Source organism: Pseudoxanthomonas sp. Root630, from assembly GCF_001427585.1.
Taxonomy (GTDB): domain Bacteria; phylum Pseudomonadota; class Gammaproteobacteria; order Xanthomonadales; family Xanthomonadaceae; genus Pseudoxanthomonas_A.
The window spans coordinates 677,262-698,490 of the sequence record NZ_LMGY01000012.1 but is presented as its reverse complement, the minus strand read 5'-3'; the positions used below and the strand labels follow the sequence as shown (position 1 = coordinate 698,490).

The window sequence follows — 21,229 nt, the reverse complement described above, 5'->3', positions numbered from 1 at the left end:
GGAGCCCTCCGGACAATCGGCCAGTCAGCCCTTCTCGAGCATCGGCGGCAGCGGGCAGTGCAGCACCCCGCAGATCGTGCGCAGCAGTTCGACTTCCGCCACGCGGACCTGGTTGTCGTGGCTGACCGCAGCGGTCACGGCTTCGACGAGCAACTGCTTGGCCAGTGGGTCGAGCGCGTCGAGCGGTTCCCAGACCTCATCCAGGGCCAGCACACCCTGCGGCGGCGGCGCGTACGGCAGGTGGTCGCGCGGCAGTACGCGCTGCAGGCCGGTGAGATAGGCATGTTGCGCCTTCGCTGGCGTGTCGTGGCCCGCCTGCGCCACGACGGCGAGCAGGGTGGCGAACGGCACGCGCACATCGTGCGGCTTGCGCCGCCCGAAGGTCCGCACCTGCGCCGGCGACAACGCTTCCCGGACCTGCGCCTGCAGCAGCCGCGCCAGGCAGTATTCGAACAGCGAGACCTTTCCGTCGGCGTGTACCGCGGCATCGACCGTATCGATGAAGGCGTCCAGTTCCGGCCTCGGGAACCGCCGGAGCACGGGGAACGCGAGCGCCGCCAGCGGCAGGCGGTGCGCGGGATGGAGGGTGCCCACATGCGCCTCGCGCACATCGACGACGCGGGAGGCCATGGCCTCGCCCAGCCGCGCCGCGATCTCGAAGCGCTGCCGCGCCGCCACGGCGGCCGCGTTGTCGACCACCAGCGCCAGCAGCAGCGGCATGACGTGCTCGCGCTGCTTGGCCAGTTGCTGCAGCGGTTCCGGCAGTGTCGCGGCGATGACGCGCGCACGTCCGTAATCGTCGGGGGTCGGCGTGGCGACCTGCGCAGCCACCATCGGGGGCGTCAGCGGGAGCGCGCTGGTCGCCGCCGGCAACGGCGGCGGCCCACCCGGCGCCACGCGCAAGGTCTGGTCTTCCAACAAGCCGTCGGGCGGCGCGATGGCCCAGCGGCGTGCGAGCTCATCGAGCTGGTGCTGGCCGAACAGCGGATCCAGCAGACGGATGCGCTGCAGCAGGGGGGGATGGGTGGCGAACAGGCGCGAATAGGCACGCCCTTCGCCGAACAGCATGTGGCTCACTTCCTCCGCCTTGCCCTTGTCCTCGAGTGCGGAGCCGTTGCCCAATCCGGCGATCTTCTTCAGCGCACCCGCGAGCCCCGCGGTCTGGCGGGTGAACTGCACGGCGGATGCGTCCGCCAGCAGCTCGCGCTGGCGACTGACGCCAGCCTTGATCATGCGGCCGAAGAACAGGCCGACGAAGCCGGCGAGCGCCGCCGCCCCCGCGATCGCGAACACCGGCAGCGCGTCCTTGCCCCGGCTGCCGCGCCCGTAGACGAGGATCCGCTGGCCGATGATGCCCAGCATCATGATGCCGAACAGCACGCCCATCAGCCGGATGTTCAGGCGCATGTCGCCATTGAGGATGTGGCCGAACTCATGCGCGATGACGCCCTGCAACTCGTCGCGATTGAGGCGGTCCAGCGCGCCACGGGTGACGGCCACGACCGCATCGGCAGGGGCGTAGCCGGCGGCGAACGCGTTGATGCCGGCCTCATGCTCCAGCACGAAGATCCTCGGCACGGGCACGCCGGATGCGATCGCGATTTCCTCGACGACATTCCGCAACCGGCGCAGCGACGGCTCCTGGGTGTCGTGCGACACCTCGGTGCCCCCCATCTGCTGCGCGACCGCTTCGCCGCCGGCGCGCAGGCTGGCCAGGCGGTACAGCGAGCCCAGTCCGATCACGGCCAGCGTAGCCAGCGTCGACACAACCAGCACGCCGATCAGCGAGCCGCCGTCCACGCGCTCGCTCTGCATGCCCACCAGCAGCAGCACGATCAGATCGATGACCAGCACGATGCCGGCGACGGCCAGCGCGAACAACGCCACCATGCGGAACGAGCCGCGCCGCGCCGCGGCCTGGTGTTCGAAAAAGTTCATGCACGCCCCTTCAAGCCACGATCATCGCGACGCGGGCCCCCACCCGCGCCGTCCCCTGGTCCGCATGCGCGAGCACGCGGTGCCTGTTCAGAACTGCACTTTCGGCGCTTCGCGCACCTGTGCTGCTTTCTCCGCCGGCACGTCCAGCAGCGCCGCGGGGGCGAAATTGAACGCGCCAGCCACCAGGCTGGAGGGAAACATTTCACGCCGATTGTTGTACGCCATCACCGCGTCGTTGTAGGCCTGCCGCGCGAACGCCACCTTGTTCTCGGTGGACGTCAGCTCTTCGGTCAGCTGCATCATGTTCTGGTTGGCCTTCAGGTCCGGATAGGCCTCCGCCACCGCGAGCAGGCGACCCAGGCCCGCATTCAGCTGACCCTGCGCGGCCGCCAGTTGCGCCATCGCCTCGGGATCGCCGGGATCGGCCTTCGCCGCCGACAGGCCCGCCTGTGCAGCTGAACGCGCCGCCACGACGGCCTCGAGGGTCTCCCGTTCGTGGCTCATGTAGCCCTTGGCGGTCTCCACCAGATTGGGGATCAAGTCGAAACGGCGCAGAAGTTGCACGTCGATCTGGGCGAATGCATTCCTGAACGCATTGCGGGCGCTCACCAGCCCGTTGTAGATGCCCACGCCCCACAGAACTGCGACGGCCGCCACACCCACAATCAGAAGCAGGATGAACAACATGGACATGGAACTTCTCCCTGTTTGTGCAATCGAAAAAAGCGGCGTTATGATCCCCTCGACAGAGCTTACGCAGGCGTCACGCACGATGAAAGACAAGGCAAGCCGGCGGCCGCTGCGCTCCACCTTCCGGATCGGTCTGGTCGGGCTGCTGTTGCCGCTGACGCTGTCGTCGACGGCGCAGACCCCGTTGCGGTGGACCTCGCCCGCGGGCGCCGACGCGCCGGCGCCCGCCACGGTGCCGACCGCGCACTACGCCTCGCCCACGCAGCCGCGCCCCTACCTTGCTTCGCTGTCGGACCAGAAGGTCCAGCCGCTGGCATCGGGCTTCGACGTCGCCGCATTCGAGACCATGGCCGAGCACCTGACGGTGGGCCAGCGCGTGCCCGGCCTGGCGATGGCGATCGTGCACAACGGTCGCGTGCTCAGCGCGCGCGGTTACGGCGTCACCGATGTGGCGGCGCCGCAGCCGGTCGATGCGCACACCGTCTTCCGCCTGGCATCGCTGTCGAAGGCCTTCGCCAGCACGCTGACAGGCCTGATGGTGCAGGACGGCTCGCTGCGCTGGGACAGCAAGGTCAGCCAGTACGTGCCGGGATTCCAGCTCAGCGACGCGAATGCCACCTCGCATGTGACCGTGGCGGACGTACTGAGCCACAGCGTCGGCCTGCAGGCGCACAACGCGTTCGACCGCGACATCGAAGCCAACGGCGAGTACTACGATGTTTCCCGCAAGCTGGCCTACGCGCCGCTGAAGTGCGCACCCGGCGACTGCTACGCCTACCAGAACGTCGCCTTCAGCCTGATCGGCGACGTGGTGTTCGCCGCGTCGGGCACCTTCTACGACCAGGCGGTGGATCGCCGCATCTTCAAGCCACTGGGCATGAACGATGCCAGCATGGGCCTGGCCGGCATCCAGGCCAGCACGCGCTGGGCGCGCCCGCACGTGCGCAGCCGCAACGGCTGGGTATCGTCGACGCCCAAGCCGACCTATTACCGGTTGCCTCCCGCGGCCGGCGTCAACGCCAGTGCCAGCGATCTGGCGCAGTGGCTGATCGCACAGACCGGCCATCGCCCCGACGTACTGCCCGCGCCGCTGTTGGCCACGTTGCACGCGCCCGTGGTGACCACGCCGGGCGAGATGCGCGGCGGCTGGCGCCGCGAGCGGGTCCATTCGGCCAGCTACGCGCTGGGCTGGCGCGTGTTCGACTACGCGGGCCACGAAGTGGTGTTCCATGCCGGCGCGGTGCAGGGCTATCGCGGCCTGGTCGCGCTGGTGCCCGGACAGGACTTCGGCGTGGCGCTGGTCTGGAACAGCGACAGCTCGCTGCCCTCGGGATTGCTGCCGACGATCCTGGATCGCGCGATGGGCCTGCCCGGCCAGCCGTGGGTCGAAACGCCGGCCGACTACGACCTCATGCTCGCGGAGTCGCCCGGCGCATCGCCGGTCGATGCGCCGAAGGATGGCGGCACCTCATCGCAGCGCGGCACCGCGTCGCCGCACTGATCGCCTACGGTGGCCGCCGCGCGGCCACCCGCCACCTCAGGGCTGGACGCCTTCTTCCATCGCCTTGAGCTTGGCGAGGCCCTTCTCGTAGTCCGCACCGATCATCCGGTCGAACAGCAGGCCCAGCCAGCGCTTGAACGGGTTCATGCCGTGCTCGGTATCGAACGCCCACGTGACCCGCGTACCCTGCCCCTCCGGCGCCAGCAGGTAGGTCGCATTCGCCTGGCTGCCATCGAAGTCCAGGGCCACCACGATGCGCTGGTGCGGCTCGCTGGCGGTGATCTCCTGGCTGCCGCTGCCGATGGAGCGGTTGCCCACCCAGCGCATCCTGGCGCCGACGCCGCGGGCGGGCCTTTCGAACGTGTACTTCGCCTGCGGGTCGTATTCGGCCCACGGCGACCAGGCATTGAAGCGTTCGAACGAATCCAGCGTGGCGAAGACCTGCTCGGGGCTCCGCGCGATGACGGTACTGCGCTCGACGTGCGTCGTTGATGGCAGCAGCAGGCCACCCACGGTCAGCACCAGCCCGATGGCGACGATGACGGCCAGCACCCACTTGATGAACTTCATGCCTCTCTCCTGGGGATTCGCGAGGACGACAGCCTAGCCGGCCGCCCATAAAAAAACTCTCCCCCCGCTGGGCACAGGGAGAGAGTCCATGGTGTTACGGCTAATCGGGGTTGGCTTAGATCAGCGGAGCCGGGGTAGCCGGCAGCGCGACCGGGGCCGCTTTCTTCTTGGACTTCTTGGCAGCCTTCTTGGCGGGCTTCTTGGCAGCCTTCTTCGCAGCCTTCTTGGCCGGCTTCTTGGCTACTTTCTTGGCAGCCTTCTTGGCGGTCTTCTTGGCAGCCTTCTTCGCAGGCTTCTTGGCGACCTTCTTGGCAGCCTTCTTCACGGACTTCTTGGCGGCCTTCTTCGCCGGCTTCTTGGCGACCTTCTTGGCTACCTTCTTCGCGGCCTTCTTGGCGACCTTCTTCACCGCCTTCTTGGCCTTGGCGACCTTCTTGGCGACCTTCTTGGCTGCCTTCTTCACGGTCTTCTTGGCAGCCGACTTCTTGGTGGCCTTCTTGGCGGCCTTCTTGGCGGCCGGTTTCTTCTTCGCAGCTTTCTTCGTTGCCATGTGATGGCTCCTCGTCAGTGAACTATGGATTTTTACGTCTGGTTACAGCACATCTGCCCGGAGGCAGGCCCAGCTGCAAGAAACGCCGCGGGAGTCGGACCCGTCGGCAGCCGCCGCCGCGACACGCGCGGCGAAGCGGATTCCCCAGGGGACCGGGCGTGCGAAACCCGGCTCCCTACAAATACGAAAACACCCGCGTCGCTCGGCGACGCGGGTGTCTTGGATTGGGTGCGTTGCGTTTTTCCGGGGGAAGCGAGGCCGGCGTCCACCCCGATCCGGGTGACGATGGTCTGTGTTGTCTCTCGCGCTGTCGTGTTGATTCGACTCACTCGCTTCCGCAGCATGCTCTGCTTGGGGCGAAACCTAATCACGGTTTTTCAAGGTGTCAACACCTGGCCGCAACTTTTTTTCATCCCGCCCACTATGTGCGTCGGCGGCGAACGGCGCCGATGCACCCCGCCGGTTGCCGCCGATGTCGTCGCGCATCGCGCTCCGGAAAAGCACGCGTGAAAAAAACATCGGGAAAACGCGCATATTTTTTTGCGCCACTCGCGAACCTGCGCCGACGACGTGCCTGCACGGCGCTGCCGGGAAGCGCACGGATCGGCACCGGATCGGCTTGAACGCAGGCTAAAAAAACTTCCTCGGAAGGCGCCGGATTCCGTGTCGCACAAGCCCGAATGCGCCGATTTGCGCAAAAATTTTCCTGCCTGTTGGCGATGGCTTCGCCACCTCGGACGCGCGATCAACGCGTGCGCAGGCATGCACCGACATCCCGACCCGCTGTCCATGACCATCGCGATGGAGGCGTACCGCGCATTCCGTTTTGCCGTTCGTCGGTCACGGCGGGAGGACTGCGTCGGGATTCCGACGTGTCGTTCTCGGGCGTCGACTCCCCGTGCCATCGGTCACGCGTCGGGCGTGCGTCCGATCGAGGCGACGGAAACGAAACGGGGAGCCGGCGACGACGGATCCGCTCCGTCGCCACCGGCTCCCCGCAGGGAGACAGCCTGTCGGGCTGCCTCAGTGGTCTTCGTCTTCGATCAGTTCGGCGTAGTCGTCGGGCGAGAGCAGCTCGTTGAGCTGGTCCGGCTCCTCGGCCTGGATCACGAAGATCCAGCCATCGCCATACGCGTCCTCGTTGATGGTTTCGGGCTTGTCGGCGAGCGACGCGTTGACCTCGAGCACCGTGCCGGTCACGGGGCTGTAGACGTCGGACGCCGCCTTGACCGACTCGACCACGGCGCTGGCATTGCCGGCTTCGATGCGGTCGCCGACGTTGGGCAGTTCGACGTACACGAGGTCGCCCAGCAGGCCCTGCGCGTGGTCGGAAATGCCGACGGTGACACGGCCGCCGCCTTCCAGGCGGGCCCATTCGTGGGACTTGAGGAACTTCAGATCGCCAGGAATTTCACTCATGGGGTACTCCGGAAAAGTGCAGTGGGTCGGGGAAGAGACGATAGTTTAGCGGAGGAAGGCACAGGTGAAGGAAGCGGCGCGCCGTTCACTCCAGTACGCCCGGCTGTGCCTGGCCCTCGCGCACGAACGGGAACTTCACCACGCGCACCGGCACCTCGCGGCCGCGGATATCCACACGCACGTCCCCGGTGGCGCCCAGCGGAATCTCGCCGGCCGGCACGCGCGCGAAGGCGATGGCCTTGCCCAGCGTCGGCGAGAAGGTGCCGGAGAGGATCTCGCCCTCGCCGTGCTGCGTCAGCACCTTCTGCCCGTGGCGCAACACGCCCTTCTCGTCCATCACCAGGCCGATCATCTGGCGCGGTGCGCCGTCGGCCTTCTGCGCTTCGAGCGTGGCGCGGCCATTGAAGGCACGCCCCTCGTCGAGGGCCACCGTCCAGGCGAGGGCGGCTTCGTAGGGCGAGACGGTTTCATCCATGTCCTGGCCGTACAGGTTCATGCCGGCCTCCAGGCGCAGCGTGTCGCGCGCGCCGAGCCCTGCGGGTTTCACACCGGCGTCGAGCAGCGCATTCCAGAACGCCACCGCCTGCTCCTGCGGCAGGACGATCTCGTAGCCGTCCTCGCCGGTGTACCCGGTGCGCGCCACGAACAGCGGGACGCCGGCGAGGCTGGCGGCATCCGCGGCGGCGAAGCGCGTCAGCTTGCCGACCTTGGCGCGATCCTCCTCGCGGAGCAGACCGTGCACGCGCTCGCGCGCGGTCGGGCCCTGCACGGCGACCATGGCGAACTCGGGGCGCTCGGTGACGGCGACGGCGAAGGGAGCGGCCTGCGCGCCGATCCATGCCAGGTCCTTCTCGCGGGTGGCGGCGTTGACCACCAGGCGGAAGAAGTCTTCGGCCATGTAATAGATGATGAGGTCGTCGATCACACCGCCGGCCTCGTCGAGCATGGCGGTATACAGCGCCTTGCCCGGCTTCTGCAGCTTGTCGACGGAGTTGGCCACCAGGTGGCGCAGGAAGTCGCGCGTGCGGTCGCCGCGCAGGTCCACCACGGTCATGTGGCTGACGTCGAACATGCCGGCGTCGCGACGCACCTGATGGTGCTCCTCGATCTGCGAGCCGTAGTGGATCGGCATGTCCCAGCCGCCGAAATCGACCATCTTGGCGCCGAGTGCGCGATGGGTGTCGTTGAGGATGGTCTTCTGGGTCATGGCGGATCCTGGGACAGGCAAAGAGGGCCATTATCCCAGAACGCACCCGCAGAGGGCGTTGGCGTCAGAGGCCTTCGTAGGCGGTGTTGATGCAGTCCACCGAACCGGCATCCAGAGGCGTGAAGCGTCCGGCAGGCAGTTCGATGCGGCCGGCCCAGGCGACGTCGCGCAACCATTCGCCATCGTTGTCGTGCTGGCGCACCAGGGCGGCGACGCGCGCATCCGGCTGGCGGTCGATGCGGCAGTTGCCGAACTGGAGGTAGTAGTCCTGCCGCCCCTTCGGATACGGCTGCGCATCGGTGATCTGCCAACGCGCGCGATTGCCCTCGCGGCCCGCCATCCTGCCCGCCACGACGTAGCGCGGCACCGGCTCGGATTCCGCATCGCGCGGCGGCGCCGCGAGCACCGACACCGAGTAGTCGCAGACATGCGCGTAGTCGGTCGACTCCGACACGCAACTCCCGCCCATGTCTTCCAGCGCATCGGGATAGGGCGGCACGGTCAGGCCGACAAGCTGCTGGCCCGCGGTCGGTGCGACCGGCAACAGCATGCCCATCCACGCCGCCAGTGCCACCCCTTGCCCCATGCGCTCAGGCCTCCTGGACCTTCAATGTCATCCCATCCACGGCCACCACCCGCACGCGGGTGCCGACCGGCAGGTCGGGGCCTTCCACTGTCCAGAACGCATCGTCGATCTTGACCCGGCCGCGACCGCCCGCGATCGCCTGGTCGAGCACGGCGACCGTACCGACCAGCTGTTCGGCGCGCCGGTTGAGCAACGGCTTGTCGCTCTGCCGTCCCTTGCCGCGGAACCACTTGCGGTAGACCGCCACGGAGATCAGCGCGAGCACCGAGAACAGCACCGCTTGCGCCAGCCAGCCCAGCCCCGGCACCGCCAGCACCACGACCGCCATCGCCACCGCGGCGAAACCGAACCACAGCATGAAGGCACCCGGCGCCATCGCCTCCGCGGCGAACAGCACCAGCGCCCCGATCGCCCAGAACGCGAACTTGAAGCTCATGTCAGCCTCCCGGGACGCGCGGCGGACGCGGCGGCGCGGCCACCTGCTGCTTGTTCAGCGCCTCCTTGGCCAGCTCGGCGATGCCGGCGATGGAACCGATCACGCCACTGGCTTCCATCGGCATCAGCACGAACTTCTGGTTCGGCGCCGTGGCCAGTTCCCTGAAGGCTTCCACGTACTTCTGCGCGATGAAGTAATTGATCGCCTGCACGTCGCCCTGGGCGATGGCATTGGAAACCAGCTCGGTGGCCTTGGCTTCCGCCTCGGCCAGGCGCTCGCGCGCCTCGGCCTCGCGATAGGCGGCCTCGCGCTTGCCTTCGGCCTCCAGGATCGCGCTCTGCTTGTCGCCTTCGGCGCGCAGGATTTCCGACTGACGCGCGCCCTCCGCTTCCAGGATCGAGGCGCGCTTGTCGCGCTCGGCCTTCATCTGCCGCGCCATCGCATCCACCAGGTCGCGCGGCGGCTGGATGTCCTTGATCTCGATGCGGTTGACCTTCACGCCCCACGGGCTGGTCGCGTGGTCGACCACGCCGAGCAGCTTGGCGTTGATGGTCTCGCGCTGGCTGAGCGACTCGTCCAGGTCCATCGAGCCGATCACGGTGCGGATGTTGGTCTGCACCAGCGCAATCATCGCCTGGTCCAGGCTGGACACTTCATAGGCGGCCTTGGCGGCATCCAGCACCTGGAAGAACACCACGCCGTCCACCTTCACCACCGCGTTGTCCTTAGTGATGACGTCCTGCGAGGGCACTTCGAACACCTGCTCCATCATGTTGACCTTGCGGCCGATGCTCTGCATGTATGGGATCAGGAAGTGCAGGCCGGGGGTCATCGTGTGGGTGTACTTGCCGAAATGCTCCACCGTGAATTCGTAGCCCTGCGGCACCACGCGGACACCTTTGAAGAAGGTGACCACGATGAACAGCACTACCGCCGCGACCACCAATGTCGAAAGACCGAACTCCATGCTGACCCCCTTCCTGTGATGTAGATCCGATTATAGGCATGGCCGGGGCCGATGCCCGACGGAACTTTCCGGTCGTTGCGACGGTATTGCCCGCTGCGGCATCCCTACTTCCGACAGCCCCGAGAAATCCTCGACTTGAGCCGATCGCAGTTCGCCATCGACGTCCCCGACAGCCTGGTCGCCCGTGCGCGCTCGGGCTGCCGGGAGTCGTTCGAGCAGATCTACCGGCGCTTCGAGCGCCCGGTGTTCACGCTGGCGCTCCGTATCTGCGGCGACCGGGAGGAAGCGGGCGACGTGCTGCAGGACACCATGCTGAAGCTCTTCCACCACCTTCCCGACTACCGCGGCGACTGCCCCTTCTGGGGCTGGCTGCGGCAGATCGCCGTCAACGAGGCGCTGCTGCGCCTGCGGCGACAGAAGCGGCTGGTCGCCGAGATCTCGGTGGAAGAGGACGACCTGCCGCAGGACCAGGGCCTGCCCCCGGCGGCCGCGGCCGATGCGGCACTGCTGCAGCGCGCGCTGGAAGCGTTGCCCGCGGCAACCCGCAGCGTGTTGTGGCTTTACCACGCCGAGGGCTACACCCACGAGGAGATCGCCGGGCTCATGCAGCGCACGCCCAGCTTCTCCAAATCACAGGTCTCCCGCGGCACGCGCCGGCTGCGGGCGCTGTTGAACATCGAGGACACCGTCCATGCCTGATTCCCGTTCCCGCGAACCCGTGCCGCGCGACTGGGGCGATGCGTTCGGCGCCCTGCCGCTGGAATCCCCGCCTCACGGCGCATGGCAGCGCGTCGCCGCTGCGCTGCCGGCATCGCGCGTGCCGGCACGCCCTGCGCGCTGGCACCGTCCCGCCATCGCGCTGGCTGCCACGGCCTTCTTCGCCGCCGTGATCCCGTTGATGCATTGGCGGAACACGCAGACCTCGTTGCCGCCGCCGCAGCGCGCCCCCGCCATCGCTACCCCGGCACCGGCGCTCCCGGACACCCCGGCACGGCACGCCGATGTCGAGCCGGCCGTAGCCGTCCCGTCGGACATCGCCACGGCACGGCAGATCGCTGACGCTCCGTCAGTGCATCGGGCCGTTGCGCGTCCTGCGCCTGCTCGCATGGCGGCCGAGCCTGCGCGCCTGGACGCGCTCTATACCGAATCCGCGCGACTCGAGGCCGTGCTGGCGCAGTTGCCCGACACCGGCGCCGGCAACGTGGCGGCGCTCGCTGTCAGCGCCGACCTGCAGGACCAGGTCAGCCACATCGACCTGGCGCTCTCGCAACCGTCCCTGCCCGAGGCCACGCGCGCCGCACTGTGGGAAGAGCGCGTCGACACCCTGCGCCAGCTCACCGGTGTGGAAGCCACCCAACGCTGGCAGGTCGCCCTTGGCGACGATGCCGCCGACACCGCCATCTATTGATCCAGACACGCAACGAGGAGACCCACCATGCTCAAACCCCTTTCCCGGTCATTGCTGGCCCTTGCGCTGATCGCACCCTTGCCGGCGTTGGCCCAGCAGAACGACGCAGCCAAGCAGAAGGAACTCGAGGCCGCCCGCGCCGACCTGCAACGCGCCGCAAAGCGCGTGGCCGAACTCTCGCGGGACGGCACCGCCGCGCGTGCACCCATCGACATCGATCACATCATCGTGCGCCGGCCGCGACTCGGCGTGCTGCTGTCGGGCGACGACGCGACGGGCGTGCGCATCACCGGCGTGACGCCGGATAGCGGCGCGGCCAAGGCCGGACTCAAGGCAGGCGACCGGCTGGTACGCGTGGCGGGCGAAGCGGTCAGCGGCGGCACCGCCGACGCGCGAGTGGCCCATGCGCGCAAGCTGCTGGCCGACCTCAAGGCCGATACGCCCGTGCGGGTCACCTACCAGCGCGACGGCAAGGCGCACGAGGCCAGCGTCACCCCCACGCAGGTCTCCCCGCGTATCGCATTCGCCAGCCAGGGGCCGGGCGCCGTCTTCCTCCGCAGCGGCGATGGTGGCATGCCGCAGATCGAGGGCGTGCCCGTGCCGATGGGCGAGATCAGCGCCGTCATCGCGCCCGAAGTCCAGCTCGAACTCCGCAAGCTCGGCCGGCTGGGCGACTGCAAGGGCGAAGATTGCCAGTTGCCTGCGCTGGCGGAAGCCTTCCGCTGGAGCAACCTCAACCTGGCCACGGTGGATGCCTCGCTGGGACGCTACTTCGGCACCGAGGCCGGTGTGCTCGTCCTGTCCGTCGGCGAGGAACTCGAAGGGCTGCAGGCCGGCGACGTGATCCGCAAGGTGGATGGCGCAGCGGTGACCTCGCCCCGCGACGTCACCCAGGCGCTGCGCGACAAGCCGGCAGACGCGACGGTCTCGATCGAGTACCTGCGCGACCGCCAGACCCGGACCAGCACCGTTGCCGTACCGAAGGCCGCGGCGTTCCGCTTCCCCGCAACGTCGCGCGTGGTCGTGAAGCCGCGTACGGCAGCGGCCGCCGGCAAGGCGTCGGCCATCGTGGAGCGTCGGCGCGTGATGATCGTCGACCAGGACGGCAAGGTGCAGACCTTCGAAGACGACGGCGGCGACATGCCGCTGCCGCCGCCGCCGCCCGCTCCCCCCGTACCGCCTTCCGGCAAGGGCGGAACGCTGCTCTGACACCTATTACTACTAGAAGAGAAACCGATGAATCCCCTGCCCCCGCATCCGCGGGGGTCTTTTTTTCTCAAAGGCGGCACATCCGTGTGCCGGAGAGAACCTTCAGCGGACCTTCGTTGCCGCAGCCGGGGACTCCACCGGCGCCGGCTCCACCCAATCGGCGAACACCTTGGCGATGGCCGCATCCGCGACCGGCTTGCCTTCCTGCACGTCGCCCGCCTGGGTGAACAGCGGGATGATCATCGCCATGCCATCCACCTTGGTCTTCAGGCGTACGCCGGGCGCGCGGGAGAGGAAACCATCCCAATGCGCGCGCACCTTCGCCCAGTAGCCGGCCGTCGCCTGCCAGTAGTCGCGCGCGGGCTTGAAGTCGACCTCGGTGGTCTTGATGTAGTCGTTGAAGCCGAACTCGCGCGCCAGTTCCACCTGCGTGCCATCGGGCTTGCGCAAGACCTTGGTGTTGAACTGCTCGTGGGTCCAGCCGTTCGGCGTCAGCGTATGGCGGTTGACCACCGACAGCGCGTTGTAGTCGCTGCGCTTGGTGTACTCGCGGCGCGGCAACGGCCGCCAGCTCAGGTCGCTGGTCCAGGTGGCCACCCCGTTGGTGTAGTCCCAGCGGCCGGTGCCGCAATAACGCGGCGCGTCGCTGACTTCGTACACGCACTGCGTCCAGGCGCCCCGCGTGGCATCGGCGGGAATCGTGCGCACGTTCCAGGTCTGGTCCGCGCTGAACTCGAAGCGCGTGGGCGCTTCGTAGATCCAGTCCTGCCGCCAGTGCTTGGTGACATGGCCACTCTTCGCATCCACCAGGATGTGCTGCAGAACGATGCGGCCGGGTGTGTCCTCGACGACGATGACGGTCTCGTCGCCGCCACTGCGCATGGCCGCCTGGCGTTCGTAGCCCGGTTGCAGCAGCACGGTTTCGTCGAAGGCGAAATCGACGGTGTAGTCGCCCCGCATCGCCAGGATCGACTGGCGGTCGCGGGCGGGATCGGCGGCGCAGGCGTGTCCTGCGGCCAGCAACAAGGCGGTGGATACCAGGGTGGCGACCGGTGTCTTCATGGTGGCTTCTCTCATTTGAGTCTGATCAGCGGCACGACCTTGTCGCCCGCCTCCGTAGGGGTTTGTTGATCCGCGCCCGGCGTGGGCGTGGCGTGACGCATCGACGACGCACAGCAGCAGTCGTGCAAGCCGCTTTCCAGTTCCGCACCCTCCGCGTGGGCGATGCGACGCGCCGTACTCACGCCCAGCATCGACATCAGCGACAGGCTGGCCGCAAGCACGGGCAGCGATGCGGGTTGCGGCACCGCATGGAGTTGCAGGGCGCACGCGCGCCATTGCCCGCCCAGCAAGCGGCCCGCAAGCCGTTGCCACAGACGGTCGGCCAAGCCATCGGCCGCCCCATCGGCGCCCTGCGGCAGCGACGCCACCAGGCGATCCCAGGCGACGAAATCGCTGTCCGGCAACAGGCACAGGCGCCAGCAGCACCGGCCCTGCGCGTCGAAGAACAGCAGCCGCTCGTCGAGGCCGTCGCTGCCCACACCGGCATGCGCCTCCACCCTCACCGCCTGCTGCCAACCGGCGAGCTCGCTACCGTGCTGCGTGCGATACAGGCACAACACCGGTCCCAACGCCGCGAGTTGCGCGGCGCCCGGGAACGCATCCGTGGATGCGCCCGCAACGGAACCCGGGAGTGCCCGCAGCATCGGCATGGCGGTTACCAGCTCACGGCAAGGCTGGCCGACAGGGTGCGGCCGGGACGAGTGTAGCGATCCAGCACCAGGCTGTTCGCGGCGACACCGTTGACGTCGGCCCAGTCCGTGTACGTCTTGTCGGTGAGGTTGATCAGGCCCAGGTTGATCTTGGCGCCCGGCGCGAATTCCCAATGCGCATACAGATCGAGAACGCCGTAGCCGGCCGGTCGGTAGGTGCTGGCCGACGGCGGACGGTCCTTGCGGTCGGCGAAGCTGCCCACCAGTTCGGTCCCCCAACCCTTGCCGTCGTAGGCGAGCCCCAGCGTGGCGCGCAGGGGATCGACCGAATTGAGCGGCACGTCGTCGGTCTTGTCGTCGCCGCGCGAATGGGCCACGGCAGCACGCAGCGACAGGCCCTCGAGCGCGGGATTCAACGCACCGAAATCGACCCCGCCCTTGAACTCCAGACCGTAGATCCGCGCATCCGCCACGTTCTGCGACTGGAAGATCATCAGCGGCGTCTGCGGCGGCATGCTGACCAGGACGAAGGACTCGATGAAGTCCTTGTAGTCGTTGTAGTAGCCGGTCAGGCCCGCGTAGAACGCGTCGCCCGCGAAACGTACGCCCAGTTCGTAACCGTTGCTGGTCTCCGGCTTGAGGTCCGGATTGGCGATGACGGTGTAGCCGCCCTGCAGATTGGTGAAACCGACGTTGACGTCGCCGTACGGCGGCGCGCGGAAACCCCGCGCGTAGTTGGCGAACAGCGACCACTGGTCGTTCATCCGCCAGATGCCGCCCAGCTTGGGCGAAACGCTGGTCTCGTTCATGCCTTCCACGGCGACGCCGGGATTGTCTTCGGCGAAGATGTTGTCCAGCGTCGGATCCAGCTTGTAGTAATCCACGCGCAGCGCCGGCACCAGGCTGAAGCGGCCGTCGGCGAACTGCATCTCATCCTGCACGTAGGCGCCGATCTTGGTGGTCTCGCTGATCGGGAAGTCGCGCACCGGGAAGCGGTCCTGCCCGACCAGATTGCTGACGACGCCCGTCGCCAGGTTGGTCGAGGTGCCGTCGCGCTTTTCCTTGCTGTCGGTCACCGAGACGTCCAGCCCGTAGGTCAGCGCGTGACGCACACTGCCGGTCTCGAAGGCCTTGTACAGATTGCCCTGCAGACCGTACATGCGCTGGTCGAAGTTGTGCAGCATCACGCGCCGGCTCGTCGCAGGGCCATTGGTCGCCGTCGCGCGGCTTTCGATCGTGCGCTGGGTGCTTTCGCTGTCCTGCCGGTAGAGCTTCCAGGCCAGGCTGTCGGCGAAACCGGCGTCCAGCACATCGATCTCGTGTTCCAGCGACACCCGCGCGCGCGTCTGGTGATCGCGGCCGTCCATGTCCAGGAGGGTCGTGGTGCGGCCCGTATACGCCTCGATGGAACTGTAGTCCTCGTTCGCATCGACGGTCAGGCGCAGGCGCTGGTTCTCGCCCGGCGCGTAGACCAGTTTGGCGAGCAGACTGCGGCCATCGCGGCGCTGCGGATTGGCTGCGGTGCGCAGGACCGTGAACGTGCCGTTCTCCAACCGCGTGGGAGTGGTGCTGTCGTTGTCGCCCTGGGTCTCCGTTTCCTTGCCCTGGCGATGGCTGGCCGCGACGAGGCCACTCCAGCGCTCGCCACCGAATGCCGCGGTCGCACCGGCGAACAGGCCCTGCCAATCGCCCTCGTAGCCGAACTTGACGCCGAAGTAGGTGTCCTTGCCATCCTTTAGGTAATCGGAAGGATCCTTGGTGACGAACGCGACCACGCCGCCCAGCGCATCGGAGCCGTAGAGCGAACTCGCGGGACCGCGCACGATCTCCACGCGCTTGAGCGTGTCGAGATCCACGAAGTTGCGGTTGGCGTTGAGGTAGCTGCCGAAACTGAAACTGTCGGAGATCGCCACGCCATCGTTGAGGATCAGCACACGGTTGGCGTCCAGCCCGCGGATGCGGAAGCCGCCCAGCGCGCCGAAACGTCCGGTCGTGGAGGTGACCGACACGCCGGGCTCGTACCGGACCAGGTCCTTGATGTCGCGGATCAACTGGTCGTCCAGTTGCTCGCGCTCGATCACGTCGACGGTGTTGGGCACGTCCGCCACGGCCCGCTCGGTGCGGGTCGCGGTGACCTGGATGCGCTCGAACTCGCGCGTCGAGGTGTCGGCGGAAGCGGAAGCCGAGGTGTCGGCGGGCGTTTCGGCATGGGCATGGCCGGCAAGGGCCAGCCACACGGCCGCGGTGAGCAGCGTGGGACGCATCATGGCGTACAGCATTCCTGTGGGTGGTAAACAGTCCCGGAAGGCTGGCGGCCGGAGAATCCTTGGCTGGCGCCGGGTGGAGAGAGAGGGTGTCCCGCCGCGGGGGCCGCGGCGGTGCATCGTTGCGACAACGACGCGGGATTACTTGGTGAGGATCAGCTTGTCGTTGCTGGTATGGCGCAGGCGATAGACGCGGTCGCCGTGCCGGATCAGCACCTCGCGCTGGCCCTTCAGCAGGGCGGCGCTTTCGAGGATGTCCTCGGCGCGCGGTTCGCTGCTCGACAGGGAAAGGCGCTCGCGCAGCGCCAGCGAATCGGCCGTGGGCAATGCAGTGACGTTCGAGATCATCGGGAAGCTCCGGGTGGAACGGAACTTGATGATAATGATTCTTATTTGCGAGTCAACACTTTCGTGTCGCCGTCGATCGCTCAGTCCGCCGCCGCCGTCAGGCGCGCCCACACCGCCTCCCCGTAGCGGGTCGCCAGGTCCAGCGCGGTCAGGTTCTCGCGCAGTTGCTCCGGCCGGCTGGCGCCCAGGATGACGGTCGATACATGGGGGTTCTGCAGGCACCACGCGATGGCGAGCGGCGCGGGCTTCTCGCCCAGGTCGGCCGCCACGGCGGCGTAGCGGGCGGCGCGCTCCTGCCGTTTCGCCCCTGCGGCCCCGAGGATCATCCGGCGCAGGTCTTCATGCCCCGCGCGGCCCAGGCGCGTATCGCCCGTGATGTCGCCGCCGTACTTGCCCGTCAGCAGACCCGAGGCGAGCGGCGACCACGTGGTCGTGCCCAGGCCCAACTCGGCGTACAGCGGCGCGTACTCCAGTTCCACCCGCTGGCGGTGCAGCAGGTTGTATTGGGGCTGCTCCATCGTCGGCCCGTGCAAGTGATGCTTGCGTGCGATCGCGGCCGCCTCGCGGATGCGGGCGGCCGGCCACTCCGATGTGCCCCAGTACAGCACTTTGCCCTGCCGGATCAGGGCGTCCATCGCCCAGACGGTTTCTTCCACCGGCGTGTCGGGATCGGGGCGATGGCAGAAGAACAGGTCCAGGTAATCCACCTGCAGCCGGCGAAGCGCGTCGTGGCAGGCCTCCGTGACGTGCTTGCGGGAGAGGCCGCGCTGGGTGGGGCGCGGATTCTCGACCGCGCCGAAGCACACCTTGCTGGATACGCAGAAGCCGTCCCGCGGCAACGCCAGCGCACGCAGCGCCTCACCCATCACGCGCTCGGCGTCGCCATGGCCGTAGACCTCGGCGTTGTCGAAGAAATTGATCCCGTGGTCCCAGGCCAGTGCGATCAGTTCGCCCGCCTCGCGTGGACCCACCTGTTGCCCGAAGGTCAGCCAGGCGCCGAAGGACAAGGCTGAGACCTGGAGCCCCGACGTGCCGAGGCGACGGTACTGCATGGCGTTCTCCGGGGGCGGGTCGGCCCCATCCTAGCGCCCGTTTCCACCATCGGCACGGTGCCAAATGAGAATGGCTCCGCCGTCCCCACGGCACCCGCCGTAGAATGCGCGCACTTTCCTCCTCCGGGGAGTAGCCCACCCGTCCAGACGGGGTCCGCGCGTCAACACACTTGGTCGACGACCATGGTGCGCGGGACGAAGCGAAATGCTTCGCCGGGCAAGACCGAAGGCAGGCGTCGCGCTAACCCGGGCCGGGCAGTGCGTCGTTTGCCTTCGCGTCCATCCGCGAATGCCTGGCCCCGGAGTCCTTGATGTTGTCCCTGCACGCCCTGCTGGTCTCCACCGGCACCGTCACCCTGGCCGAAATCGGCGACAAGACCCAGTTGCTGGCCCTGCTGCTGGCCGCGCGCTACCGCAAGCCGTGGCCAATCGCGCTGGGCATCCTCGCCGCAACCCTGGTGAACCACGCGATCTCCGCCTGGCTGGGCGCGGAACTGACCGACTGGCTGTCGCCCGAGGTGCTGCGCTGGGTGGTGGCAGTCAGCTTCCTGGCGGTGGCCCTGTGGACGCTCAAGCCCGACACGCTGGAGGACGAAGCCGACAACCTGCCGGCCCATGGCGCCTTCCTGGCGACGACGGTGGCCTTCTTCCTGGCCGAGATCGGCGACAAGACCCAGGTCGCAACGGTGCTGCTGGCCACCAAGTACGACCCGCTGTGGCAGGTGATCGCCGGCACCACCATCGGCATGCTGCTGGCGAACCTGCCGGTGGTCTGGCTGGGCCACCGCTTCGCCGACAAGCTGCCGCTGAAGTTGGCCCGCGGGCTGGCATCGGTCGTGTTCCTCGCCCTCGCCCTGTGGGTGGCCTTCCGCGGCATTGGCTGAACGGCCTGGGCTGGGCCGCGCGGCTGCTAGACTGCCTGGTCAGAACAACACGCAAGGTCTGGGGGAATACATGCTGGAAGTCTTGGGGCGGATCGGCTTCGGCCTGTTCGGTCTGGCGGTGCTGATCGGCATCGTCTGGCTGTTTTCCAACAACCGGAAGGCCATCGACTGGAAGCTGGTCGTCACGGGCATCACCCTGCAGATCGCCTTCGCGGCATTGGTCCTGCTGGTCCCGGGCGGGCGCGAAGTGTTCGATGCGCTCGGCCACGGTTTCGTGAAGATCCTGAGCTTCGTCAACGCCGGCTCGAACTTCATCTTCGGCGGCCTGATGAACATCGAGACCTACGGGTTCATCTTCGCGTTCCAGGTGCTGCCCACCATCATCTTCTTCGCCGCCCTGATGGGCGTGCTGTACCACCTGGGCGTGATGCAGTTCATCGTGCGGATCATGGCGCTGGCGATCACCAAGGTGATGAAGGTGTCCGGCGCCGAGACCACCAGTGTCTGCGCCAGCGTGTTCATCGGCCAGACCGAGGCGCCGCTGACGGTGCGCCCGTATATCCCGAAGATGACCGAGTCCGAACTGATCACGATGATGATCGGCGGCATGGCCCACATCGCCGGCGGCGTACTGGCGGCCTATGTGGGCATGCTGGGCGGCGGCGATGCCGAGCAGCAGGCCTTCTATGCCAAGCACCTGCTGGCCGCATCGATCATGGCGGCCCCGGCCACGCTGGTGGTCGCCAAGCTGCTGATCCCGGAAACGGGCACGCCGCTGACCCGTGGCACGGTGAAGATGGAGGTCGAAAAGACCTCCAGCAACATCATCGACGCAGCCGCTGCCGGTGCCGGCGACGGCCTGCGGCTGGCGCTGAACATCGGCGCGATGCTGCTGGCCTTCATCGCCCTGATCGCGCTGCTGAACTGGCCGCTGACGTGGCTCGGCGAAGCCACCGGCCTGGCCGCCATCCTCGGCAAGCCGACCGACCTGGCCACGATCTTCGGCTACCTGCTGGCACCCATCGCCTGGGTGATCGGCGTGCCGTGGCAGGACGCGACCACGGTCGGTTCGCTGATCGGCCAGAAGGTCGTCATCAACGAGTTCGTCGCCTATCTGCAGCTCGCCGACATCGTCAACGGCAAGGTGGCCGGCGTATCGCTGTCCGGAGAAGGCAAACTGATCGCCACCTACGCGCTGTGCGGTTTCGCCAATTTCAGCTCGATCGCGATCCAGATCGGCGGCATCGGCGGCCTGGCGCCCGAGCGGCGCTCCGACCTGGCGCGGTTCGGCCTGCGCGCCGTGCTGGGCGGCACCATCGCCACGCTGATGACGGCCACCATCGCCGGCGTGCTTTCGCACTTCGGCTGATCGGGGAGGGGCGGCCCACGGCCGCCCGCCTCCTTCCTTTTACGTTTCCTTCCCGTGACCGCGGCCTTGCTGCGGTGCGGACAGCAGGTATCGCGCCATGAATACGCCCTCGCCCTCCCCTGCCCGCGTCATCATCGTGGGCTCCTTCAACGTCGACCATGTCTGGCGCTGCGATGCGTTGCCGGCAGCAGGCGCGACCATCGCAGGACGGTATGCCAGCGGTCCGGGCGGAAAGGGCTTCAACCAGGCGATCGCCGCCGTGCGCGCAGGTGCGGAAACGACCTTCGTCTGCGCGCTGGGCGACGATGCCGGCGGCCGCCTGGCGCGCGACCTGGCTGCCGCCGACGGCCTGGACCTGCGCGCCCAGGCCAGCGATGAACCTACCGGTACCGCTGGCATCTACGTGGATGCGCACGGTCGCAACACGATCGTGATCGGTGCCGGCGCCAACGCCGCGCTGTCGACGGAGCACGCAAACGCCCAGTCCGCGGTATTCGCGGAGGCGAAGGTCGTGCTTGCGCAGCTCGAGTCCCCGGCGGACACGGTGCTCGCCACGCTGCAGACCGCCCGTCAGCACGGCGCCATGACGGTGCTCAACCCGGCGCCGGCCAATGCCGCCACGACGACCGAGCTGCTGGCGCACGCCGATGTCGTCACGCCCAACGAAACCGAATTCGCCGCCCTGCTCGCCCGTCATCTGGGCGAGCGCGTCAGCGCCGACGATGTCGCCACGCTCGATGGCGTGACCCTGCACCAGCACTGCCGGCAACTGTTCCCGCATGGCACGGTGGTGGTGACGCTGGGCTCAACGGGCGTCTACGTGTCCCACCCGGATGACGCGCTGCGCGGCGACCCGCGCGCCCATTACCGCGTCGCCGCCGAAGCCGCCACGGTCGTCGACACCACCGGCGCTGGCGATGCCTTCAATGGCGCACTGGCCGCATCGTTGGCGGAAAACGCCGTGGCGGCCTTCGCCGATCACGTGCGCTTCGCCAACCGCTATGCGGCGCTGTCGACCGAGCGGCCGGGCGCGGCGCTGGCCATGCCCTTGCTGGCCGATCTCCAGACCCGTTTCGCCGACTGAGCCGGCGGTTCCCCCGCCGGAGCCGACGGCGGATA

The 21,229-nt window shown here is 67.9% G+C and carries 22 protein-coding genes; 7 read left to right on the top strand and 15 right to left on the bottom strand.

Features of this window, described 5'->3' with window-relative positions; genetic code table 11:
* Positions 1-24: 24 nt before the first annotated feature.
* Both ASD72_RS09280 and ASD72_RS09275 read right to left on the bottom strand, forming a co-directional pair.
* Positions 25-1,938, bottom strand: coding sequence for a M48 family metallopeptidase (locus ASD72_RS09280; protein ID WP_056879616.1), 1,914 nt, complete (start codon positions 1,936-1,938; stop codon positions 25-27).
* An 87-nt stretch (positions 1,939-2,025) separates the two neighbouring features.
* Positions 2,026-2,631, bottom strand: a complete 606-nt coding sequence (locus tag ASD72_RS09275) for a LemA family protein (RefSeq protein WP_056879615.1) — start codon at positions 2,629-2,631, stop codon at positions 2,026-2,028.
* 79 nt (positions 2,632-2,710) lie between these two features.
* Between ASD72_RS09275 and ASD72_RS09270 the strand changes: the two genes are divergently transcribed.
* Positions 2,711-4,129 (top strand): serine hydrolase domain-containing protein, encoded by a 1,419-nt coding sequence (locus ASD72_RS09270; RefSeq protein ID WP_056879614.1) that lies wholly within the window; start codon positions 2,711-2,713, stop codon positions 4,127-4,129.
* Positions 4,130-4,165: 36 nt separating this feature from the next.
* Here the strand turns inward: ASD72_RS09270 and ASD72_RS09265 are convergent, their stop codons facing one another.
* From ASD72_RS09265 to ASD72_RS09235, 8 genes are all read right to left on the bottom strand, one after another.
* Positions 4,166-4,699: an SRPBCC family protein gene (locus tag ASD72_RS09265; RefSeq protein WP_056879613.1), complete on the bottom strand. Its 534-nt coding sequence runs from the start codon at positions 4,697-4,699 to the stop codon at positions 4,166-4,168.
* 115 nt (positions 4,700-4,814) lie between these two features.
* On the bottom strand, positions 4,815-5,249 hold the full coding sequence (locus ASD72_RS09260) for a hypothetical protein (protein ID WP_056879612.1): 435 nt from the start codon (positions 5,247-5,249) through the stop codon (positions 4,815-4,817).
* Positions 5,250-5,612: 363 nt separating this feature from the next.
* Positions 5,613-5,735, bottom strand: a complete 123-nt coding sequence (locus tag ASD72_RS21645) for a hypothetical protein (protein ID WP_255357644.1) — start codon at positions 5,733-5,735, stop codon at positions 5,613-5,615.
* 537 nt (positions 5,736-6,272) lie between these two features.
* Entirely contained in the window at positions 6,273-6,668 is a 396-nt protein-coding gene (gcvH, locus tag ASD72_RS09255) for a glycine cleavage system protein GcvH (RefSeq protein ID WP_056879611.1), read from the bottom strand.
* Positions 6,669-6,753: 85 nt separating this feature from the next.
* Positions 6,754-7,875, bottom strand: coding sequence for a glycine cleavage system aminomethyltransferase GcvT (gcvT, locus tag ASD72_RS09250; RefSeq protein WP_056879610.1), 1,122 nt, complete (start codon positions 7,873-7,875; stop codon positions 6,754-6,756).
* Between the two features lie 64 nt (positions 7,876-7,939).
* Positions 7,940-8,461 carry a hypothetical protein gene (locus tag ASD72_RS09245; protein ID WP_056879609.1) on the bottom strand — a complete coding sequence of 174 codons (522 nt, stop codon included), beginning with the start codon at positions 8,459-8,461 and terminating at the stop codon, positions 7,940-7,942.
* A 4-nt stretch (positions 8,462-8,465) separates the two neighbouring features.
* The gene (locus ASD72_RS09240; RefSeq protein ID WP_056879608.1) at positions 8,466-8,897 is read right to left on the bottom strand and encodes an NfeD family protein; all 432 of its coding nucleotides are present in this window, start codon (positions 8,895-8,897) and stop codon (positions 8,466-8,468) included.
* A gap of 1 nt (position 8,898) precedes the next feature.
* Positions 8,899-9,864, bottom strand: coding sequence for an SPFH domain-containing protein (locus ASD72_RS09235; protein WP_056879607.1), 966 nt, complete (start codon positions 9,862-9,864; stop codon positions 8,899-8,901).
* Positions 9,865-9,999: 135 nt separating this feature from the next.
* On the opposite strand from ASD72_RS09235, the gene ASD72_RS09230 reads away from it, so the two are divergent.
* The 3 genes from ASD72_RS09230 to ASD72_RS09220 are packed head-to-tail and all read left to right on the top strand — an operon-like array spanning position 10,000 to position 12,481.
* Positions 10,000-10,563, top strand: a complete 564-nt coding sequence (locus ASD72_RS09230) for a sigma-70 family RNA polymerase sigma factor (protein WP_235577982.1) — start codon at positions 10,000-10,002, stop codon at positions 10,561-10,563.
* Entirely contained in the window at positions 10,556-11,272 is a 717-nt protein-coding gene (locus tag ASD72_RS09225) for a hypothetical protein (protein ID WP_155944563.1), read from the top strand. Before ASD72_RS09230 ends, ASD72_RS09225 begins: the two co-directional genes overlap by 8 nt.
* 27 nt (positions 11,273-11,299) lie before the next feature.
* Positions 11,300-12,481, top strand: coding sequence for a PDZ domain-containing protein (locus ASD72_RS09220; protein ID WP_081420243.1), 1,182 nt, complete (start codon positions 11,300-11,302; stop codon positions 12,479-12,481).
* 102 nt (positions 12,482-12,583) lie between these two features.
* Here ASD72_RS09220 and ASD72_RS09215 read toward each other — a convergent pair whose 3' ends face one another.
* From ASD72_RS09215 to ASD72_RS09195, 5 genes are all read right to left on the bottom strand, one after another.
* Positions 12,584-13,543 (bottom strand): DUF6607 family protein, encoded by a 960-nt coding sequence (locus ASD72_RS09215; RefSeq protein ID WP_056879604.1) that lies wholly within the window; start codon positions 13,541-13,543, stop codon positions 12,584-12,586.
* An 11-nt stretch (positions 13,544-13,554) separates the two neighbouring features.
* A complete protein-coding gene (locus ASD72_RS09210; protein ID WP_056879849.1) occupies positions 13,555-14,187 on the bottom strand; it encodes a hypothetical protein in 633 nt (210 codons plus the stop codon).
* 11 nt (positions 14,188-14,198) lie between these two features.
* Positions 14,199-16,460, bottom strand: coding sequence for a TonB-dependent hemoglobin/transferrin/lactoferrin family receptor (locus ASD72_RS09205; RefSeq protein WP_056879848.1), 2,262 nt, complete (start codon positions 16,458-16,460; stop codon positions 14,199-14,201).
* Between the two features lie 138 nt (positions 16,461-16,598).
* Positions 16,599-16,805, bottom strand: a complete 207-nt coding sequence (locus tag ASD72_RS09200) for a hemin uptake protein HemP (protein ID WP_056879603.1) — start codon at positions 16,803-16,805, stop codon at positions 16,599-16,601.
* A gap of 80 nt (positions 16,806-16,885) precedes the next feature.
* Positions 16,886-17,857: an aldo/keto reductase gene (locus tag ASD72_RS09195; RefSeq protein ID WP_056879602.1), complete on the bottom strand. Its 972-nt coding sequence runs from the start codon at positions 17,855-17,857 to the stop codon at positions 16,886-16,888.
* A 311-nt stretch (positions 17,858-18,168) separates the two neighbouring features.
* Here ASD72_RS09195 and ASD72_RS09190 point away from each other — a divergent pair, with 311 nt between their 5' ends.
* The 3 genes from ASD72_RS09190 (at position 18,169) to ASD72_RS09180 (ending at position 21,194) form a co-directional block, all read left to right on the top strand.
* Positions 18,169-18,741, top strand: a complete 573-nt coding sequence (locus tag ASD72_RS09190; RefSeq protein WP_235577981.1) for a TMEM165/GDT1 family protein — start codon at positions 18,169-18,171, stop codon at positions 18,739-18,741.
* A gap of 70 nt (positions 18,742-18,811) precedes the next feature.
* Positions 18,812-20,110 carry a nucleoside transporter C-terminal domain-containing protein gene (locus ASD72_RS09185; protein WP_056879601.1) on the top strand — a complete coding sequence of 433 codons (1,299 nt, stop codon included), beginning with the start codon at positions 18,812-18,814 and terminating at the stop codon, positions 20,108-20,110.
* 97 nt (positions 20,111-20,207) lie between these two features.
* Complete coding sequence (locus ASD72_RS09180; protein ID WP_056879600.1) at positions 20,208-21,194, top strand: ribokinase; 987 nt, start codon at positions 20,208-20,210, stop codon at positions 21,192-21,194.
* Positions 21,195-21,229 lie beyond the last annotated feature (35 nt).

Coding starts and splice junctions, on each gene's coding strand:
- ASD72_RS09280 (WP_056879616.1), bottom strand. CDS start 1,938: ATGAACTTTTTCGAACACCAGGCCGCGGCGCGGCGCGGCTCGTTCCGC.
- ASD72_RS09275 (WP_056879615.1), bottom strand. CDS start 2,631: ATGTCCATGTTGTTCATCCTGCTTCTGATTGTGGGTGTGGCGGCCGTC.
- ASD72_RS09270 (WP_056879614.1), top strand. CDS start 2,711: ATGAAAGACAAGGCAAGCCGGCGGCCGCTGCGCTCCACCTTCCGGATC.
- ASD72_RS09265 (WP_056879613.1), bottom strand. CDS start 4,699: ATGAAGTTCATCAAGTGGGTGCTGGCCGTCATCGTCGCCATCGGGCTG.
- ASD72_RS09260 (WP_056879612.1), bottom strand. CDS start 5,249: ATGGCAACGAAGAAAGCTGCGAAGAAGAAACCGGCCGCCAAGAAGGCC.
- ASD72_RS21645 (WP_255357644.1), bottom strand. CDS start 5,735: ATGCGCGACGACATCGGCGGCAACCGGCGGGGTGCATCGGCGCCGTTC.
- gcvH (WP_056879611.1), bottom strand. CDS start 6,668: ATGAGTGAAATTCCTGGCGATCTGAAGTTCCTCAAGTCCCACGAATGG.
- gcvT (WP_056879610.1), bottom strand. CDS start 7,875: ATGACCCAGAAGACCATCCTCAACGACACCCATCGCGCACTCGGCGCC.
- ASD72_RS09245 (WP_056879609.1), bottom strand. CDS start 8,461: ATGGGGCAAGGGGTGGCACTGGCGGCGTGGATGGGCATGCTGTTGCCG.
- ASD72_RS09240 (WP_056879608.1), bottom strand. CDS start 8,897: ATGAGCTTCAAGTTCGCGTTCTGGGCGATCGGGGCGCTGGTGCTGTTC.
- ASD72_RS09235 (WP_056879607.1), bottom strand. CDS start 9,864: ATGGAGTTCGGTCTTTCGACATTGGTGGTCGCGGCGGTAGTGCTGTTC.
- ASD72_RS09225 (WP_155944563.1), top strand. CDS start 10,556: ATGCCTGATTCCCGTTCCCGCGAACCCGTGCCGCGCGACTGGGGCGAT.
- ASD72_RS09220 (WP_081420243.1), top strand. CDS start 11,300: ATGCTCAAACCCCTTTCCCGGTCATTGCTGGCCCTTGCGCTGATCGCA.
- ASD72_RS09215 (WP_056879604.1), bottom strand. CDS start 13,543: ATGAAGACACCGGTCGCCACCCTGGTATCCACCGCCTTGTTGCTGGCC.
- ASD72_RS09210 (WP_056879849.1), bottom strand. CDS start 14,187: ATGCTGCGGGCACTCCCGGGTTCCGTTGCGGGCGCATCCACGGATGCG.
- ASD72_RS09205 (WP_056879848.1), bottom strand. CDS start 16,460: ATGATGCGTCCCACGCTGCTCACCGCGGCCGTGTGGCTGGCCCTTGCC.
- ASD72_RS09200 (WP_056879603.1), bottom strand. CDS start 16,805: ATGATCTCGAACGTCACTGCATTGCCCACGGCCGATTCGCTGGCGCTG.
- ASD72_RS09195 (WP_056879602.1), bottom strand. CDS start 17,857: ATGCAGTACCGTCGCCTCGGCACGTCGGGGCTCCAGGTCTCAGCCTTG.
- ASD72_RS09190 (WP_235577981.1), top strand. CDS start 18,169: ATGTTGTCCCTGCACGCCCTGCTGGTCTCCACCGGCACCGTCACCCTG.
- ASD72_RS09185 (WP_056879601.1), top strand. CDS start 18,812: ATGCTGGAAGTCTTGGGGCGGATCGGCTTCGGCCTGTTCGGTCTGGCG.
- ASD72_RS09180 (WP_056879600.1), top strand. CDS start 20,208: ATGAATACGCCCTCGCCCTCCCCTGCCCGCGTCATCATCGTGGGCTCC.